The organism is Irregularibacter muris, from assembly GCF_024622505.1.
In the GTDB taxonomy this organism is placed as follows: domain Bacteria; phylum Bacillota; class Clostridia; order Eubacteriales; family Garciellaceae; genus Irregularibacter; species Irregularibacter muris.
The window spans coordinates 340,278-358,481 of sequence record NZ_JANKAS010000002.1 but is presented as its reverse complement, the minus strand read 5'-3'; the positions used below and the strand labels follow the sequence as shown (position 1 = coordinate 358,481).

Genomic DNA, 18,204 nt, shown 5'->3' with positions numbered 1-18,204 from the left:
AGGTATAGTTATGTCAATAAAACTGATAAATATTGGATTTGGAAACATTGTATCTGCCAATAGGCTTATTGCAATTGTTAGTCCCGAATCAGCACCAATTAAGAGAATTATTCAGGAAGCAAGGGAAAGAGGAATGTTGATAGATGCAACTTATGGACGTAGAACTAGGGCAGTAATCATCACCGATAGTGATCATATTATTTTATCAGCTGTTCAACCAGAAACTGTAGCCCATCGATTGGATAATAAAGATAATAATACAATTGAGGATCAAAATGTCTAAGTGGGAATGCAGGGAAAATATACAAAAAGGACTCTTAATCGTTATTTCCGGCCCTTCTGGTGCCGGAAAGGGTACAGTGTGTAAAGCTTTGCTTAAAGAGGTTCCAAAATTGAAATTGTCCATATCAACGACTACTAGAAAACCACGTCCAAGGGAAATAGATGGTATTAATTATAATTTTATAGAAAAAGAAGAATTTAAAGAAATGGTGCAGAGAAATGCATTTTTAGAATATGCAATGGTTTATAATAATTATTATGGAACACCAAAAGATAAAGTGATGAATGAATTGCAAATGGGAAAGGATGTCATATTAGAAATTGACATACAAGGAGCCTTAAAGGTTAAATCAGAATTCCCAGAGGGAGTCTTTATATTTGTAATGCCACCCTCTATGGAAGAATTGAAGAATAGAATTACCAAAAGGGGTACAGAAACAAAAGAAGAATTGACAAAGCGTTTTCAGGCGTCTTATGAAGAAATTAATTATGTATCTAAATATAACTATATCGTTATAAATGACGAGATTGATGATGCAGTAGAAAAAATAAAATCAATCTTGATTGCTGAAAAATGTAGAGTAGATAGATTGAAAGATTCTATAGATAAGATTGTAAGGAGGAAAATATAATGATAAAACCATCTTTAAGATCCCTGTTAAAAGAAGTAGATAATAAATATTCCTTAGTCGTAATTACGGCCAAAAGGGCTAGACAGCTGGTTGCTGGCAAAGAAGCTTCCATTGATATAGAAAGCAATAATCCAGTAACGATTTCTACAAATGAAATTGACAAAGGATTAATAGAGTATACTCCATATGATGGAGATGAAAATTAACGGAGGTATTTTATGTTAAAGGGTAAAACAATCGTGCTAGGAGTGACTGGAGGTATTTCGGCATATAAATCAATAGATTTAGTAAGTCGTTTAAAAAAATTAGGGGCTGATATCCATGTCATTATGACAGAGGCGGCCACAAAATTAGTTACTCCCTTAAGCTTTCAAACCTTATCTCAAAATGTAGTAGTTGTTGATACCTTCCAAAACATAAAATATTGGGAGGTAGAACATATAAGTTTGGCTCAAAAGGCGGATTTATTTGTTGTTGCACCTGCCACGGCGAATATTATAGGGAAAATAGCTAATGGTATAGCAGATGATATGCTGTCAACTACAATAATGGCTACCAAAGCACCTAAACTTATTGTGCCCGCTATGAATACACAGATGTATCTAAATCCTATTGTAGAGGGAAATATGAAAAAGCTAAGAGACTTGGGTTATTATCTTATGCAACCTGAATCAGGACATTTAGCCTGTGGGGATGTAGGAATAGGTAAATTACCTTCACCAATGGCCATTGAACAAGAAATTGTGAGTTTCTTTAGCAAGAATATGGATCTGAAGGAAAAAAAAATCTTAATTACTGCAGGACCAACCCGTGAACCTATTGATCCAGTGCGCTATATTACCAATCATTCTTCAGGAAAAATGGGATATGCCCTAGCTGCCCAGGCGCAAAGTAGAGGGGCAGAAGTTATGTTAGTTTCGGGACCAACTTCATTGGAAGTTCCTAAGGGAATAGAATATTATCCTGTAACCACTGCCAAGGAAATGTATAATAAAGTGATGGAATTATATAGATCGGCTCATATTATTATTAAAGCAGCGGCAGTAGCAGATTATAGCCCTAATGAAATCTCTAATCAAAAAATCAAGAAGAATAGTAGTGAAATATCATTATCCCTAAGGAAAAATTCTGATATTGCATATGAATTGGGAAAGGTTAAAGAAAATAGAATCTTAATTGGATTTGCAGCTGAAACTGAAAATTTAATCAATAATGCAAAGACTAAGATTTTAAAAAAGAATCTAGACTTTATTGTAGCAAATGATTTAACACAAGAGGGTGCTGGATTTAGAGGAGATACAAATATTGTTAAGATCATAAATAAAAGTGGAAATACTATAAGCTTGCCAAAGATGTCTAAAGAAGAAGTTGCCAATACAATATTAGATGAAGCGATAAAAATACTATAATAAAGCGTACAAAAGTACGCTTTATTATTATTTAGAATTATTAAGAGGATGATGTATATGATAAGCCAATATGCCCAAGTAATCATAAATCAACCTAGCATTCATATAGACCAGTACTTTGACTATAAAATACCGACTGCCCTATTGGGGGAAATTCAGGAGGGTCAAAGGGTGATCGTTCCCTTTGGACGGGGCGATAGAACAGTAGATGCTTTTGTTGTTGGAATTAAAGACCATTGTGATATAGAAGATAATAAAATAAAAGAAATTATACAAATTATAGAGGAGGCGCCTACCTTAACGGCTAATCAGCTGAAATTGGCCAAATGGATTAGAGATTATTATATATGCTTACATATTGAAGCATTGCAAGTGATGATACCCGGTGGAATGAATATAGTAAAAAAGGAAAGGGTATTTTTAAACCTTGCCAGAATAACTGAAAAATGTATAGGGAAAAATAATACATTGGAAAGTAAAGTAGTCCAGTATATTCAAGAACAAAATAGACCCATGGATCTAGATACAATATATAGGACATTTCCAGGCCAAGAGAACAAAAGAAGAATAAAAAAAATGGTTAGGGAAAACTATTTGGATGTACAAGAGAAATTCTATATGGGCATTAGAGAAAAAGAAGAGAAATACATCATGTTATCAGGAAAATATAAAAGCCAAGAAGATTACCTTAAGGAGATTAAAAATACAGCGCATAAACAGAGAGAAATAATTATGCATCTAGATCATTTTCCCTATAAATTAAGGGATATAAAAAATAAACTCAATATTTCTAATAGCTCTATAGAAAGTTTACTTAAAAAAGAATTAATTAGTATCACTTCAAAAATGGTATTTCGAAACCCTTATCATAACAGAAATTTTCAAAACCCTAGAAAAACGCTAACAGGGGAACAAAAAAATATTATTGAGCAATTTGAGTATTTGATTAAAAAGCCTTCTCAGAAAATGCTTATTCATGGGGTAACTGGAAGTGGGAAAACCGAAATATATTTAAATATGATTGAAAAAATGCTAAAAATGGGAAAACAATCTATTCTTTTGGTACCCGAGATTTCCTTAACGCCCCAAATGGTAGAGCGAGTCATTGGTCGTTTCGGTGAACAGGTATCTGTTCTACATAGTCATTTATCCCATGGGGAAAAATACGATCAGTGGAAAAGGATTAAGGCTGGAAAAACAAATATTGTGGTAGGAGCCCGATCGGCTATCTTTGCCCCATTAAAAAGCCTAGGACTAATCATTATTGATGAGGAACATGAAACAAGTTATAAGTCTTCCAATAGGCCGAGATATCACGCCAAAGAAGTTGCAGAAAAATTGTGCGAAATTGTAGATTGTCATCTAGTATTAGGAAGTGCTACCCCTTCTATTGAAAGTTATCATAGCACTGAGAACAGGGAGTATCATTTATTATCCCTTAAAAATAGAATAGATCATATCCCAATGCCAGATATTACCCTAGTGGATATGAGAAATGAACTAAAAGAAGGGAACTATTCCATATTAAGTAAAGAACTTAGAAGAGCCATAGAGCAAAATCTTCAAGAGAAACATCAAAGTATTTTATTTTTAAATCGGAGGGGCTATTCTACCTTTGTGTCATGTAGGAAATGTGGGTATGTGGAAAAATGCCCAAAATGTGATGTCTCATTAACTTATCATCAAAACAATCATAGGTTGCTATGTCATTATTGTGGCTATACTAAACCAACTCCAAAGATATGTCCCTGCTGTAAAAGTAGAAAAATTAGATTTTTTGGAACAGGCACACAAAAAGTGGAGACCATTATAAAAAAAGAATTCCCTCAGGCTAGGATATTACGTATGGATGTCGATACAACTAGGAAAAAAGGATCTCATGATCAGATAATCAATGCTTTTAAAAACCAGGAGGCGGATATCCTTATAGGCACTCAAATGATTTCTAAAGGGTTGGATTTTCCTAGAGTAACATTGGTAGGAGTAATTATTGCAGATACATCATTGAATTTGCCTGATTTTCGTGCAGCTGAGCGTACCTTCCAATTAACAACTCAGGTAGCTGGTAGAGCAGGTAGAAGTGTTCTTTCGGGTCAGGTTATCGTACAAACTTATGAGCCCAGCCATTATAGCCTAATCCATGCCCAACAGCACGATTATGATAATTTTTACAAGGAAGAAATAAATCTAAGAAGAGAAATGCAGTATCCTCCCTTCAAAAAATTAATCAACATCGTGTTTACTGGTGAAGATGAAGAAAGTTTAATAAGAAAGATAAACACATTTTACCTTCAGTTAACCGATTATTTAAGAGAGGCAGGGAAAGGACATCTAATCAATGATATATTTAAACCTGTGCCGTGTTCTATATCCAAGATTAAGAATAAATATAGATGGCATCTTATTATAAAAACAAATGACCTTTTACTCTTTAGTCATATTCTAAAAAAGGGGTATCCTAAAGGAGTAGAAGAAAGTAATAATCTTAATATTGCTATTGACATTAATCCTATGAGCATAATATGATTTATAAAATATATTATGATAAAATAGGAGTAGAAACGTGGAAAGAATAAGGAGGAAGAATATGGCTATAAGAAATATTCGTTTAGATGCAGACCCAATATTGAGAAAAAAATCTCGACCAATAGATAAAGTAGACGATAAGATAAAAATATTGGCTGAAGATATGCTTGAGACCATGTATCATGCTGAAGGAGTTGGACTTGCAGCTCCCCAGGTGGGGATATTAAAAAGGTTAGTTGTAATTGATGTGGGTGAGGGGCCAGTTGTCATAGTAAATCCCCAAATTATTCATGATGAAGGACAACAGCAAGTAGTTGAGGGATGTTTAAGTATTCCCGGAAAATCTGGAGTAGTTGACAGACCTAAAAAAGTAATTGTAAAGGGCATAGATATAGAGGGGCAAGAAGTTCAACATGAAGCGGAAGGTTTCTTAGCCCAGGCTTTTTGTCATGAGATAGATCATTTAGATGGGATATTATTTACAGATAAAGTGATAAGATATATTGATAAGTAGGTGATTATTTTGAATATTGTATTTATGGGTACGCCAGACTTTGCTGTACCATCTTTATCGGCACTAATAAAAAGTAAACATAAAATTTTATCGGTTATTACTCAACCAGATAGGCCTAGTGGTAGGGGGAAAAAACTTAAAATGCCCCCAGTAAAGGAAGTGGCATTGGAACATAATATACAGGTACTACAACCTAAAAAAATAAGGGAGGAGTCCTTTATTTCAAGTCTTAAAGCATTAAAACCTGATATTATAGTGGTTATTGCCTACGGACAGATTTTACCAAAGGAAATTCTAACTATTCCTGAAAAGGGATGTGTAAATGTGCATGCTTCTTTACTTCCTGCGTATAGGGGAGCCGCCCCCATTCATTGGGCAATTATAAAGGGAGAGAAAAAGACAGGAATTACCACTATGTATATGGATGAAGGACTAGACACTGGAGATATGATTCTAAAGGACGAAGTAGAAATTAAAGAGGATATGACCGCTGGGGAACTTCATGATGTATTGGCAAATTTAGGAGCAAAAACTCTACTGAATACCTTAGATAATATTGAAAATGATAAGATTATATCCATACCCCAAGATCATACAATGCATACCTATGCACCTATGTTAGATAAGAATGTTGGAAAAATTGATTGGTCACAGTCGGCTGATCATATTTTTAACTTAATAAGGGGTACCAATCCATGGCCTGGAGCATTTACAGAATTATTAGGGAAGAAAATGAAAGTTTGGAAAGCTGGTATTTTTGATGATTATAAGGATGTCTCTGGAAAACCAGGTGAAATTTTACAGCATATTCCTCATGTAGGTTGGATTGTAAAGACAGGTGATGGCTGTATAGTTATCTCCCAAATACAAATGCCTAATGGAAAAAGAATGAGTGTAGATGCCTTTGTGTTGGGTAATCAGATTCAAAAGGGTACTATTTTAGGTCAAGGTAGATGTGAATAGGATGAATAGTAAAGTAAAAAAAGATTATAGGTTATTTGCCCAACTATTAGCAGCTACAATCTTTACCATACTTTTATTTGCTATAGTCTTAGGCATATTTATTATTACGGATAATCTAAACATCTATCACAATGCATTAATGTTTTTTCTGATTCTTTTAATAATAAGCTTGTTCTCTATTATGGTTGCTGGTATAACTATATTGTTTTCTAATCCGAATAAGAAGTCAAATCCATTGTTTTTAAAATGGTTAAAAAAGTCTTTTGTAGTTTTTTATCCCCTCATTTATATGATCGGAAACTTAATGGGCATAGAAAAAGATAGAATAAGAGGGGAGTTTGCTCAGGTCAATAACTATATAGTCAGTAAAGAAAGGATAAAGGTCAAGGCAAATGAAATACTAATATTATCCCCCCATTGTATCCAGTGGGCAAACTGTCCCCATAAAATTACCAATAACATATATAACTGCAAAATGTGTGGTCGTTGTGCTGTAAAAGATTTAATAGAATTATCTACAAAATATGGGACACAATTTGCTATTGTAACAGGGGGTACCTTGGCACGAAGTACCATTATTGACAGAAAACCTAAAGCTATAGTAGCGATCGCATGTGAACGAGATTTATCAAGTGGTATACAAGATATAAAAATAATACCAATTTTAGGAGTGGTAAATGAGAGGCCAGAAGGCCCCTGTCATAATACCATGGTTAGTATAACAAAGGTAGAAGAGGCAATATTATATTTTTTGAATGGGGAGGAATAAAGAATGCTATATTGGGGAGATATGAGTTTTATCTTATTGATTCCAGCTATGATATTTGCAATATATGCCCAAGGAAAGGTAAAAACAACCTTTGATAGATATTTAAGAGTAAGGAATAGTCGAGGATATACTGGCATGCAGGTAGCAAGAAGAATTTTAGATTCTCAAGGTCTATATGATGTGCCTATAGAGTTAACTGGAGGACATTTAAGTGATCATTATGATCCAAGAAAAAAAGTATTAAGATTGTCCAATGCTGTATATAATGGCTCTTCGGTAGCATCTGTAGGGGTAGCGGCCCATGAAGTAGGTCATGCCATACAACATGCTAAGGGCTATGCACCGCTTATGATTAGAAATTTCATAGCTCCTATAGCAAGTTTTGGTTCCCAAGCAGCTTGGTTTCTTTTTGTCATTGGCTTAATGTTTCCAGCTACGGGAATGATGGATATTGGGATATTGTTTTTCTTGGTAGCGGTACTCTTTCAAATTATTACCTTGCCTGTAGAATTTAATGCCAGCAATAGAGCTATAGGATTATTAGAAAACCAAGGACTATTATCATCAGGTGAATTGGTACCCACTAAAAAGGTTCTTCAAGCAGCAGCATTGACCTATGTAGCGGCAACCGTAGTAGCACTGTCACAGTTATTGAGGCTATTAATGATAAGGGGTAGAAGAGATTAAATGAAGAATAACATATTGGTAGATAGACCTAGAGAGATAGCCTTAAAAGTTCTATATGATGTGAATGTAAATAATGCATATAGCAACATAAGCTTAAAAAATGCTTTAAATACGTCTGATCTAAGTGCAATAGATCGGGCTTTTATTACCCAATTGGTCTATGGTGTTGTAAGAAATAAATCTAGAATTGATTGGATAATTTCAAAGTTTTCAAAAACACCCATTAAAAAAATATCTCCATGGGTACAAAACATTTTACGTTTGGGAATTTATCAAATCGTTTTTTTAGATAAAGTTCCTAAGTCGGCAGCAGTAAATGAAAGTGTAAAATTAGGAAAGAAATATGGGCATCATAAAATAGGAGGCTATATTAATGGTGTGCTGAGACATATTATAAGAGCCAATAGCGGTGACTTAATGCCTGAAAGAAATGATGAAATTAAATATTTATCTATTATCTATTCCCATCCAAAATGGTTAGTAAAAAAATATATTGAGGATTTTGGCCCAATAGCTGCCAAAGAAATTCTAGAAAAAAATAATTTAAGTCCCGATATCACTATAAGAACGAACACCCTAAAGATTTCTAGGGAGGAGCTTATGGAATTGCTATCCCAGGAAGGTTTTGAAGTTAAGAAAGGGAAATGGTGTGCAGAAGCAATTATTGTCCATAACATTTCAAATATTGAAGACAGCCCAAGCTTTAAAAAGGGGTTATTTCAAATCCAAGATCAAAGCTCAATGTTGGTTGCCCATATTTTAAATCCACTGGAAGATCAGCTGGTCATAGACACTTGTGCCGCTCCCGGTGGAAAGACCACTCATATTGCTCAGATAATGAAAAATACGGGTAAAGTTATTGCAAGAGATATTTATCAGCATAAATTAACTATTGTTAAAAAGAACGTTGAAAGATTAGGAATAACTAATATTCAATTAGAGGACTTTGATGCTCTAAAAATAGATGAGAAACTATTTAATAAAGCAGATAGGGTATTGGTTGACGCCCCCTGTTCTGGTTTAGGTATCATAAGGAGAAAACCAGACCTAAAATGGAATAAAAACCCTGAGGATATTGCAAGTATTAGAGAAATGCAAATAAAAATTCTACAAAATGCCTCTAATTATGTAAAGAAAGATGGCTTTTTAGTTTACAGCACATGCACGATTAATCCCGAAGAAAACCAGGATATTATAGAAGGATTTTTAGACAGCAATTCATCATTTAAATTATTGCCTATAGAAGCAATAGCAGATCCAATGAAAACCCATGAAGAAATTCAAAAGGGGTATTTGCAGATTTTTCCTCACGTCGACGACATCGATGGCTTTTTTATATGTAGGATGCAAAGAATATAACGTGATAAAACCCCATTAAATCGTATAATGGGGTTTTATCATGTTATCAATAAAAAGGTCTTGAGTATCCTGGATAGCTGCCCCGTCTAAATAATCTAGACAATAGAAGTACTAGAATAATATTTCTTACTGTATTTTGATCTCGATACCCCCGTTGTAGAGCTTGTGGATAGAGACCATTATATCTTCTCATAATGCTATCAACAAGTTCATCCATCTGATAAGGACTTAAATCATCTCTCCCCCATTTATCCAATTCTTCTTCGATTAGTGGCAACATTGTATTATATAAATCTGGATACATATAGGCGTATTGGGAAGCAAGCCAATCATAATAGTTCATAGTAGATCTCCTTTCAGTATAGGAAATTTTATATTTGAGTAATCTAATCATAAATATTGATATTCCTAATAATAATATATTCTTATCCCCATGATTGTGTTATAGATAAAAGTAAATGTTTGTTGTAAAGAAGATATTTGATATAATAGGATTGTTTATTGTTGCAATAAAAGTAAAAGATAAAAAAGGAGATAAAAATTTGAGTAAAAACAACCTGCTGGGAATGGATATACAGGAATTAAATAGGGTTGTTAAGAATTATAGGCAACCTAAATATCGGGGGAAACAATTGTTTCAATGGATATATAAAGGAATCAATAGTATTGATGAGATAACCAATTTACCTAATGATTTCAAGGAAAAACTAGACAAAGAATATTATATTTTTAGATTGAAAATTGTAGAAAAGTATCAAGGAATAGATGGGAGAACAATTAAGTTATTATTTGCTTTGGAAGATGACAACATTATAGAAAGTGTAGTAATGAAATATAATTATGGAAATACAATCTGCATTTCTACTCAAGTGGGTTGTAGAATGGGGTGTTCCTTTTGTGCTTCTACTTTAGATGGCAAGACCCGTAATTTATCTGCTGGGGAAATGCTAGATCAGGTTTTAAAAGCCCAAGAAGTAATAGGAGAGAGAATATCCAATATCGTATTAATGGGCAGTGGAGAACCCTTAGACAATATGGAAGAAGTTCTGAAATTTCTACACCTAGTCAATCATCCAGACTCATTGAATATAGGCCAAAGGCACATTACTTTATCTACTTGTGGTTTAGTACCTGAGATAATTCAACTAGCAGATGAAAATCTTCAAATCAATTTATCCATTTCCCTTCATGCTTCCAATGATATCCAGAGGATGGAAATCATGCCGATAGCTAAAAAATATAAATTGGATGAACTAATGAAAGCCTGTCAATATTATATTAAAAAAACAAATAGAAGAATAACCTTTGAGTATGCGTTAATTCATGATAAAAATGATCAAATAAGAGATGCTGAGATACTTGGAAGTCTATTGAAGGGGCTACTTTGTCATGTTAATCTTATTCCTATTAACCCTATAAAGGAAAGAGATTTTCAACAAAGTACAAAGGGTCAAATTCAGGTCTTTAAGGAAAAATTAGAATCCTTTAAAATACCTACAACCATAAGAAAGGAAATGGGAAGTAATATTAATGCGGCTTGTGGCCAATTGAGAAAGGGATATCTTGATTCAATGAAAAAATAAGATGCTGAAGAGGTTATATGATTCTACAATATAGTGAGGTGTTAAAATGAAAATTGGTTACAAAAGCGACGTTGGTAGGATAAGAGAAAATAATGAAGATTCATTATTGGTAATACAAGAACATTCTCCTGATTATTGCGTGTTTGCAGTTGCAGATGGAATGGGTGGTCATCAAGCGGGTGAGGTGGCAAGCGCTATGGCTATTGAAGGACTTAAAAAATTTTTCGTTAAACAGAATATTATTAATAAAACATACCAAAAGAGCGAGCGTATTCAAAAGCTCATAAATAATATAAATTCTAATATCTATAATGTGTCCTTAGAAAAACCAGAATTACATGGAATGGGTACGACACTTACTTCTGTTCTTTATAGACAAAATCAACTATACATAAGCCATATTGGGGATAGTAGAGTATATAGAATAAATGATGAGGGTATAGAACAACTCACAGAGGATCATTCCTTGGTTGCAGGGTTAATTAGGGAAGGCACCATTACTAAAGAACAAGCAAGATCTCATCCACAAAAAAATGTTATAACCCGGGCCATAGGTACAGATTTAAATGTTAAATCTGATACGTATCATTATACATTACAGGATGAAGATATTATTCTGCTTTGTACAGATGGACTATCTAACTTAGTTTCGGAGAGTGAGATTAAGCATATTATAGAAAGTAACGTAGACCTTCAAGAAGCTGCTAATTCCTTAGTTCAATTGGCAAATGCCAAGGGTGGAACTGACAATATTACTTTAATTATTTTTCAATGTTAGGTGGTGAATAGACAAATGTTAGTAGGTAAACTATTGGGAAACCGTTATGAACTAATAGAAGAAGTTGGACAAGGCGGAATGGCTATTGTATATAGAGCAAAAGATCAATTATTAAATAGATTTGTAGCCGTTAAAATATTAAGACAAGAATTTATCCATGATGAACAATTTATAAAAAAATTCAAAAGAGAATCCCAAGCAGCTGCAAGCCTTTCTCATCCTAATGTTGTGAACATATATGATGTAGGCGTACAAGAAAATATTCATTATATAGTCATGGAGCTAGTTAAGGGAAAAACTTTAAAAGAATATATTGTGGAGAATAAAAAACTCTCCTGGGAAAAAGCTGTAGATATAGCTATTCAAATTGCTTCAGCTTTAGATCATGCCCATAAAAATCATATTATTCATAGAGATATTAAACCCCATAATATTATTATCACAAATGATAACATGGCCAAAGTTACAGACTTTGGAATTGCTAGAGCAATAACAAGTTCTACTTTGACCCAAGTAGAGGATACAATGGGATCAGTGCATTATTTTTCTCCAGAACAAGCACGGGGTGGTTTTGTAAATGAAAAATCAGACTTGTATTCCTTGGGAATAGTTTTATATGAGATGGTAATAGGTGAGGTGCCATTTAATGGAGAAACATCGGTGTCAGTGGCATTACAACATCTGCAAGGGGAATTAATGGCCCCTATTGAAAAAAATAATACTATTCCTGAAGGTTTAAATGAAATCATAATGCGATTATTAAAAAAGAATTCTGAAGAAAGATATCCTAATGCACAGGATTTAATTAAAGATTTAAAAAAGATTTTAGTAGAACCTAATTGGAATACATTCAAAAAATTTGATGAAAATGCACCTACTCAGATTACTCCTATTATAGCTACAAAGGAAAGTAATAATGAATTAAAAAAGGTGGAAGAAGAGGAAGAAGAGATTGAAGAGATAGAAGAAGAAAAAAATAGAAAGAATAAAAGAAAACGCAAATGGATAATCATTTTTTCTCTGGTTGCTTTCTTTGTTCTAGCTAGTATTCTAGGAGCCTTAGCAGTTTCCCTAGGGGATTATTTCATGGTTAAGGAAATAGAAGTTCCAAATGTAGAAGGCAAAAATATTGATGAAGCTATGGAAATATTATCCCAAGAGGGTTTGAAATCTGAAATAGTTGAAAGAAAATATGATAATGAAGTAGAAAAAGATAATGTAATTAGTCAAAACCCTCAGGCAGGAAAAAAAATCAAGGAAAACCAAACCGTAGGGCTTATAGTCAGTGAAGGTGTGAAATTTATTCCAGCTCCTAATCTACAGGGTAAATCTGAGGCAGAGGCCATAAGTCGCTTGGAGAATTTAGGTTTAGATGTTGGGGAAATAAATTACGAATTTAATGATAAATTTGACAGGGGTATTGTTTATGATCAAAGTCCTAAAGATAATGTTGATGTGAGGGAAGGATCGAAGGTGGATCTGTATATCAGCAAGGGAAAAGAAACCATTGTTGTACCCTCTGTAGTTGGAATGCATTTGGAAGATGCAAAAAAAGCCTTGTCTGCTCAAGGATTAAATGTCGGGGAAATCGATTATAAGGATGATGAAAAATATAAGACCGACTATGTGATACAGCAGAGTCCAGAAGCCAATGGAGAAGTTGCAAAAAATTCTTTTGTAAATATTACATTGAGTAGAGGAAAAACTTCAACAAAAAATATTGAAGTGAACTTAAATGAATATGAAAAGGAAAATGGTGAGCAGGAAAATGATGTTGTCATTACCATTGAATTATTGGATTACCAGGACAATACTTCAAAGGTTGTTTACGAAAAGAAACACGCAATAAAAGAAGGTGTATTGCAAATACCGGTTAAAGGAACAGGCTTTCAAATATATACAGTAAAGATTGATAATCAGAAATTTGCTGAAGGCTTTATCTCATTTTAATAAGGAGTTGAATGAATGGAAAAAGGTGTTATTATTAAAGGGATTGGTGGCTTTTATTATGTCAGAACATCGGTTTCTGAAATCGTAGAAAGCAAAGCAAGGGGAAAGTTCAGAAAAGATAATATAACACCAATGGTGGGGGATTATGTGGAAATCAGCACCGATAAAGAGGGGAAAGGCATTATCGAAACCATATTACCGAGGAAAAATCAGCTAGTCAGACCTCCGGTAGCGAATATTGACCAAGTAATTATTGTCTTTGCCCTTTCTAATCCCAATCCAAACTTACAATTATTAGATCGTTTTTTAATCATGGCCGAACAGCAAGGACTATCCATAGTTATTTGTATAAACAAAGTAGATTTAGAGATGGAAGATATAAAAGAAAAGATAAAAAATATATACGAAAACATAGAATATCCAGTGATATTTACCAGCGTAAAAGATGAAAAAGGGATTGAGGATCTAAAGCACTATTTAAATGATCATATCACTGTGTTTGCCGGTCCCTCAGGAGTGGGGAAATCCTCATTATTAAACAAAATTAATCAAGACTATCAATTGGAAACCGGGAAGGTCAGCAAAAAAATAGGTAGAGGAAGGCATACCACGCGCCATGTAGAATTATTTCATTATGGAGAAAATGGATATGTAGTGGATACCCCTGGCTTTAGCTCCTTGGGGGTAGAAAATATAGAACCAATTGATTTAATGAACTATTTTCCAGAATTTAGGCCTTATTTGGGGCAATGTAAATTTAATTCTTGTCTTCATATGCAAGAACCCAAATGTGCGATTAAAGAAGCTATCGGCCTAAATAAAATTTCTTCCCATCGCTATGAAAGTTATCAATATCTGCTAGAGGAAATAAAAAACATACCAAAATATTGACAAAAAGTATTAAAACAATGAGGGATTTATATGAAGGCTATTGTAATATCCAATGGAGAAGTAAATAATGATAATTTTTATAAGGAATTGTTTCATCAGGAGAACCCCCAATATATTATATGTGCTGATGGAGGGGCAAAACATCTAAGAAGGCTTGGGATTGTTCCTACTACCATTATAGGAGATTTAGACTCTATACCAATGGCGGAATTGGAATTTTATAAAGAAAAATCCATAGAGATTATAAAATATGATATAGAAAAAGATGAAACCGACACTCAACTAGCTATTCAATATGTGATGTCTTTACCCATTAAGGAGGTAATTTTGGTGGGTATGTTAGGCAGTAGGATGGATCATACCCTTGCCAATGTTTATCTTTTAAAATCTTTGCTAGATAAAGGACTTAAAGCCTCTATTGTTAATGAACATAATCGCATATATCTTATGGATAAAAGCATAGAATTAAAAGGAAGAAAAGGAGAGACTCTCTCATTGCTTCCTTTTACAGATAGAGTGGATGGTATTACAACAGAGGGTTTGCATTACAGTTTGAAGGATGCTGTTATGACCAAGGATAATCCCTATGGTATAAGCAATGTTGTAAAAGGTGGAAAGGTTAAAATAACCATTAACAAGGGTATTTTATTGGTTATTTTGGCACAGGATTAATAGATATTGTAACATATTTGAAGGCTTATAATAATATATTATTATAAGCCTTTTATTTTGAAATAGGAAAGTTTATCTTGCTCGTAATAGACCAACCTTTTCTATTTCACAAGAGCGGCCATAGCCGCTTTCTTGTTTGGGGGAGGTATCATAATGTATAAAAGGTGGTAAAATGAGATATTTACACAGGAAATTGCTAGGTCTTGTTTTAAGTATAATTGGATTTATTATATTGATTATTATTTTTCCTACATGGATTTTATATGTTTTATTGTGCATTTGCATATTGATTTTACTGTACCTAATTTTTCTATTCTTTTGTTGGCGCTGCAAATAAGGATGTGATGTGGTGAAGTGGAGAATTTGGTTAAGATATAGAAAACATTTATGTATTCCTATAATAATGATATTTCTAATGGTTATTTTGCTGTTGATATTTCTTCCCCGAAAAGCATGGTTAGTCATAGGGGCCATCGGGTTAATAATTGCTGGCATTAGCATATTAAGGAAATAATTAGGGAATAGGGGGATTGTAATGAGGATTATGTTTATCAAGCTTCCAAAATTCATAAGAAACTTTTTGAAGAAATTCTCTCGATAGATGATGAATAATAAAGAACATAATAACAAGAAAGCGGCTATGGCCGCTCTAGTGATATAAGAAAGATTGACCTTTTGCTAGCAAGACGAATTTTCTTGTATCAAAATAAGAAACGTGCTGTGAATCTAATTTCACACGCACGTTTTTTACTAAATTGCTCTCTCTACTTTGCCGGAACGCAAACATCTAGTGCATACATAAATTCTTCTTGGTGCACCATTTACAATTGCTCTTACTTTTTTCAAATTCGGATTCCAAGCTCTTTTTGTATGTCTAGTGGAGTGGCTAATTTGATTACCTGAAATAGTTCCTTTTTTACAAACGCTACAATGTCTTGCCATGAATTCCACCTCCTTTATCAAAGGTACGATAATTATTATAATATGCATATAAAACAAATATATTGTATCATAATAATTATAGATAGTGCAATAAAAGAGAGAAATTTAATAAATTCTAAAAGAAACATTTGCTCGAATAAAGCTACTGTTGAAGAATACTGTCTAATAGGATAGAATATAAATAATAAAATAATAAATAGAGGAGGTTTCTATTTTGCCTGCAAAAATTAGTAATGAATTAGGAAACATATATATTTCTGAAGATTTACTTGCGAATATTGCCGGACTAGCCGCAATGGAATGCTATGGATTAGTAGGAATGGCATCCAAAAGAGGAAAAGATGGCATAGTCGAATTATTAAAAAGAGAACATCTAAGTAAGGGTGTAAAAGTTGTAGAAAATAATGGTAGGCTAACTATTGACTTATTTGTCATTATTGAATTTGGAATCAAGATATCAGTAGTTGCAGACAATATTATTGATAAGGTAAAATATTCACTGGAACATTTAACAGGATTAAAAGTAGAAAAAGTAAATGTAAACGTAGAAAGTGTCAGAGTTTAATAGTTTGTAAGGAGGTACTTGTGTTGAAAATCAAACATATCGATGGTGCCCTATTGAAAAAGATGATTATATTTGCAGCCAATAATTTAGAAAATAATAAAGACATAGTAAATGATCTAAATGTTTTTCCAGTGCCGGATGGGGATACAGGAACAAATATGTCCTTAACCATACAATTTGCTGCAAAGGAAGTATCCGAAGTAGCCACTAATAGCTTGGAAAAAATTGCAGATGCTGCATCAAGGGGCTCACTTATGGGTGCGAGAGGAAATTCAGGAGTTATCCTTTCTCAGCTTTTCAGAGGATTTGCCAAAGCATGTAAAGACAAGGAAGTTTTAGATATTCATGATTTTAGTATGGCATTAAAATCAGGCTCAGATATGGCTTATAAAGCTGTAATGAAACCAACAGAGGGTACGATTTTAACTGTTGCTAGAGAAAGTGCAAGTTATGCTATGCACAATACTAAAAATTTCAAAACATTGGATGTATTTATAGAAAAAATCATAGAATGGGCCAATATCACCTTAGACAAGACTCCTAATATGTTACCTGTACTGAAAGAAGCTGGAGTCGTTGATGCAGGAGGTAAGGGACTGATATATATTTTTGAAGGTGCTTACAAAGCTTTATTTGGGAATGATTTAGAAGTAGATATAAAGAGTAGCCCTGAAAAGCATGATAAAACTCATGCCCCAGGAAAAAGTCATATATCTACTGCGGATATTCAATTTGCCTACTGTACTGAATTTATTGTATTGAGTAAAAACCCCTCAATTAATTCCTTTAAAACAGAGTTATCACAATTAGGAGATTCTTTATTGGTGGTTGGAGATGAGGAAAGAATAAAAGTTCATGTACATACCAATCATCCTGGAAAAGCCTTAGAATATGCTTTGCAAATGGGTGAAGTAACCAATATAAAAATTGACAATATGAAAGAACAACACAGAAGCCAACTCAATTTAGAAACCCAGAAAGTTGAAAATATTGAGTTAAAAGATTATGCTTTTATAGCTGTTTCTGCAGGAGAAGGAATTGTCAAAGTATTTGAAGACTTAGGAGTTGAGAGTATAATCAAGGGTGGGCAAACAATGAACCCTAGTACCGAAGACTTTTTAATCGAACTTGAGAAATTACAGGCTAAAAATATATTTATATTGCCCAATAATAGTAATATCTTTTTAGCTGCTGATCAAGCAAAACAGATTTCCGATAAAAGTGTTCATGTTCTCCCAACTAGAACTATACCCCAAGGAATAGCTGCATTATTGGCCTTCAACCCAGAACAGTCAGTAGAAGATAATTATAATAGTATGGAAAAAACCATAAATGAAGTAAAAACAGGTCAAATAACCTTTGCCGTTAGGGATACTCAAGTCAATGGAATGGAAATTCATAAAGAGGATATTATTGGTTTATTGGATGGAGATATTGTTGTAGTTGGTAAAGATATTGAGAAAGTTGCTCTACAATTACTTGATAAAATGGTTGAAGAAGAGGATGAGCTAGTAACCATTTTTACAGGTGAAGATGTTTCAAAAGACCAAAGTTCTAATTTGTTAAATAAAATTGAAGAAAGATTTCAAGATATTGATATAGAAAACCTATATGGCGGTCAGCCTTTATATTACTATATTATTTCGGTAGAATAAAAAGAGTATAATATACTCTTTTTTTCT

The 18,204-nt window shown here is 33.4% G+C and carries 19 protein-coding genes; 17 read left to right on the top strand and 2 right to left on the bottom strand.

What is annotated here, in order from left to right; all coding sequences use genetic code 11:
- Positions 1-10 precede the first annotated feature (10 nt).
- The 10 genes from remA (at position 11) to rsmB (ending at position 9,141) form a co-directional block, all read left to right on the top strand.
- Complete coding sequence (gene remA / locus NSA47_RS04150; RefSeq protein ID WP_257529635.1) at positions 11-283, top strand: extracellular matrix/biofilm regulator RemA; 273 nt, start codon at positions 11-13, stop codon at positions 281-283.
- On the top strand, positions 276-914 hold the full coding sequence (gmk, locus tag NSA47_RS04145; protein WP_257529634.1) for a guanylate kinase: 639 nt from the start codon (positions 276-278) through the stop codon (positions 912-914). Before remA ends, gmk begins: the two co-directional genes overlap by 8 nt.
- The gene (gene rpoZ, locus NSA47_RS04140; RefSeq protein ID WP_257529633.1) at positions 914-1,120 is read left to right on the top strand and encodes a DNA-directed RNA polymerase subunit omega; all 207 of its coding nucleotides are present in this window, start codon (positions 914-916) and stop codon (positions 1,118-1,120) included. The genes gmk and rpoZ overlap by 1 nt, the downstream gene beginning before the upstream one ends.
- Positions 1,121-1,132: 12 nt before the next feature.
- Positions 1,133-2,323 (top strand): bifunctional phosphopantothenoylcysteine decarboxylase/phosphopantothenate--cysteine ligase CoaBC, encoded by a 1,191-nt coding sequence (gene coaBC / locus NSA47_RS04135; RefSeq protein WP_257529632.1) that lies wholly within the window; start codon positions 1,133-1,135, stop codon positions 2,321-2,323.
- A gap of 57 nt (positions 2,324-2,380) precedes the next feature.
- Positions 2,381-4,849 (top strand): primosomal protein N', encoded by a 2,469-nt coding sequence (gene priA / locus NSA47_RS04130; protein WP_257529631.1) that lies wholly within the window; start codon positions 2,381-2,383, stop codon positions 4,847-4,849.
- Positions 4,850-4,910: 61 nt separating this feature from the next.
- Positions 4,911-5,363 carry a peptide deformylase gene (gene def / locus NSA47_RS04125; RefSeq protein WP_257529630.1) on the top strand — a complete coding sequence of 151 codons (453 nt, stop codon included), beginning with the start codon at positions 4,911-4,913 and terminating at the stop codon, positions 5,361-5,363.
- Positions 5,364-5,372: 9 nt separating this feature from the next.
- Positions 5,373-6,326, top strand: coding sequence for a methionyl-tRNA formyltransferase (gene fmt / locus NSA47_RS04120; protein WP_257529629.1), 954 nt, complete (start codon positions 5,373-5,375; stop codon positions 6,324-6,326).
- 1 nt (position 6,327) lies between these two features.
- Positions 6,328-7,095, top strand: a complete 768-nt coding sequence (locus NSA47_RS04115; RefSeq protein WP_257529628.1) for a DUF116 domain-containing protein — start codon at positions 6,328-6,330, stop codon at positions 7,093-7,095.
- Positions 7,096-7,098: 3 nt separating this feature from the next.
- A complete protein-coding gene (locus NSA47_RS04110; protein ID WP_257529627.1) occupies positions 7,099-7,782 on the top strand; it encodes a zinc metallopeptidase in 684 nt (227 codons plus the stop codon).
- On the top strand, positions 7,783-9,141 hold the full coding sequence (rsmB, locus tag NSA47_RS04105; RefSeq protein ID WP_257529626.1) for a 16S rRNA (cytosine(967)-C(5))-methyltransferase RsmB: 1,359 nt from the start codon (positions 7,783-7,785) through the stop codon (positions 9,139-9,141).
- Between the two features lie 46 nt (positions 9,142-9,187).
- Here rsmB and NSA47_RS04100 read toward each other — a convergent pair whose 3' ends face one another.
- Positions 9,188-9,484 (bottom strand): hypothetical protein, encoded by a 297-nt coding sequence (locus NSA47_RS04100; RefSeq protein ID WP_257529625.1) that lies wholly within the window; start codon positions 9,482-9,484, stop codon positions 9,188-9,190.
- A 199-nt stretch (positions 9,485-9,683) separates the two neighbouring features.
- Here NSA47_RS04100 and rlmN point away from each other — a divergent pair, with 199 nt between their 5' ends.
- The 5 genes from rlmN to NSA47_RS04075 are packed head-to-tail and all read left to right on the top strand — an operon-like array spanning position 9,684 to position 15,015.
- Positions 9,684-10,724 carry a dual-specificity RNA methyltransferase RlmN gene (gene rlmN, locus NSA47_RS04095; protein WP_257529624.1) on the top strand — a complete coding sequence of 347 codons (1,041 nt, stop codon included), beginning with the start codon at positions 9,684-9,686 and terminating at the stop codon, positions 10,722-10,724.
- Between the two features lie 46 nt (positions 10,725-10,770).
- Positions 10,771-11,502, top strand: a complete 732-nt coding sequence (locus tag NSA47_RS04090; RefSeq protein WP_257529623.1) for a Stp1/IreP family PP2C-type Ser/Thr phosphatase — start codon at positions 10,771-10,773, stop codon at positions 11,500-11,502.
- 15 nt (positions 11,503-11,517) lie between these two features.
- Positions 11,518-13,452 (top strand): Stk1 family PASTA domain-containing Ser/Thr kinase, encoded by a 1,935-nt coding sequence (gene pknB, locus NSA47_RS04085; RefSeq protein ID WP_257529622.1) that lies wholly within the window; start codon positions 11,518-11,520, stop codon positions 13,450-13,452.
- A gap of 15 nt (positions 13,453-13,467) precedes the next feature.
- A complete protein-coding gene (gene rsgA, locus NSA47_RS04080) occupies positions 13,468-14,343 on the top strand; it encodes a ribosome small subunit-dependent GTPase A (RefSeq protein ID WP_257529621.1) in 876 nt (291 codons plus the stop codon).
- A gap of 30 nt (positions 14,344-14,373) precedes the next feature.
- Entirely contained in the window at positions 14,374-15,015 is a 642-nt protein-coding gene (locus tag NSA47_RS04075) for a thiamine diphosphokinase (RefSeq protein ID WP_257529620.1), read from the top strand.
- Positions 15,016-15,765: 750 nt separating this feature from the next.
- On the opposite strand, the gene rpmB is transcribed toward NSA47_RS04075, so the two are convergent.
- Positions 15,766-15,957, bottom strand: a complete 192-nt coding sequence (gene rpmB / locus NSA47_RS04070; RefSeq protein ID WP_257529619.1) for a 50S ribosomal protein L28 — start codon at positions 15,955-15,957, stop codon at positions 15,766-15,768.
- Between the two features lie 214 nt (positions 15,958-16,171).
- On the opposite strand from rpmB, the gene NSA47_RS04065 reads away from it, so the two are divergent.
- Positions 16,172-16,522, top strand: coding sequence for an Asp23/Gls24 family envelope stress response protein (locus NSA47_RS04065; protein WP_257529618.1), 351 nt, complete (start codon positions 16,172-16,174; stop codon positions 16,520-16,522).
- Positions 16,523-16,545: 23 nt separating this feature from the next.
- Positions 16,546-18,177: a DAK2 domain-containing protein gene (gene fakA / locus NSA47_RS04060; RefSeq protein ID WP_306811095.1), complete on the top strand. Its 1,632-nt coding sequence runs from the start codon at positions 16,546-16,548 to the stop codon at positions 18,175-18,177.
- Positions 18,178-18,204 lie beyond the last annotated feature (27 nt).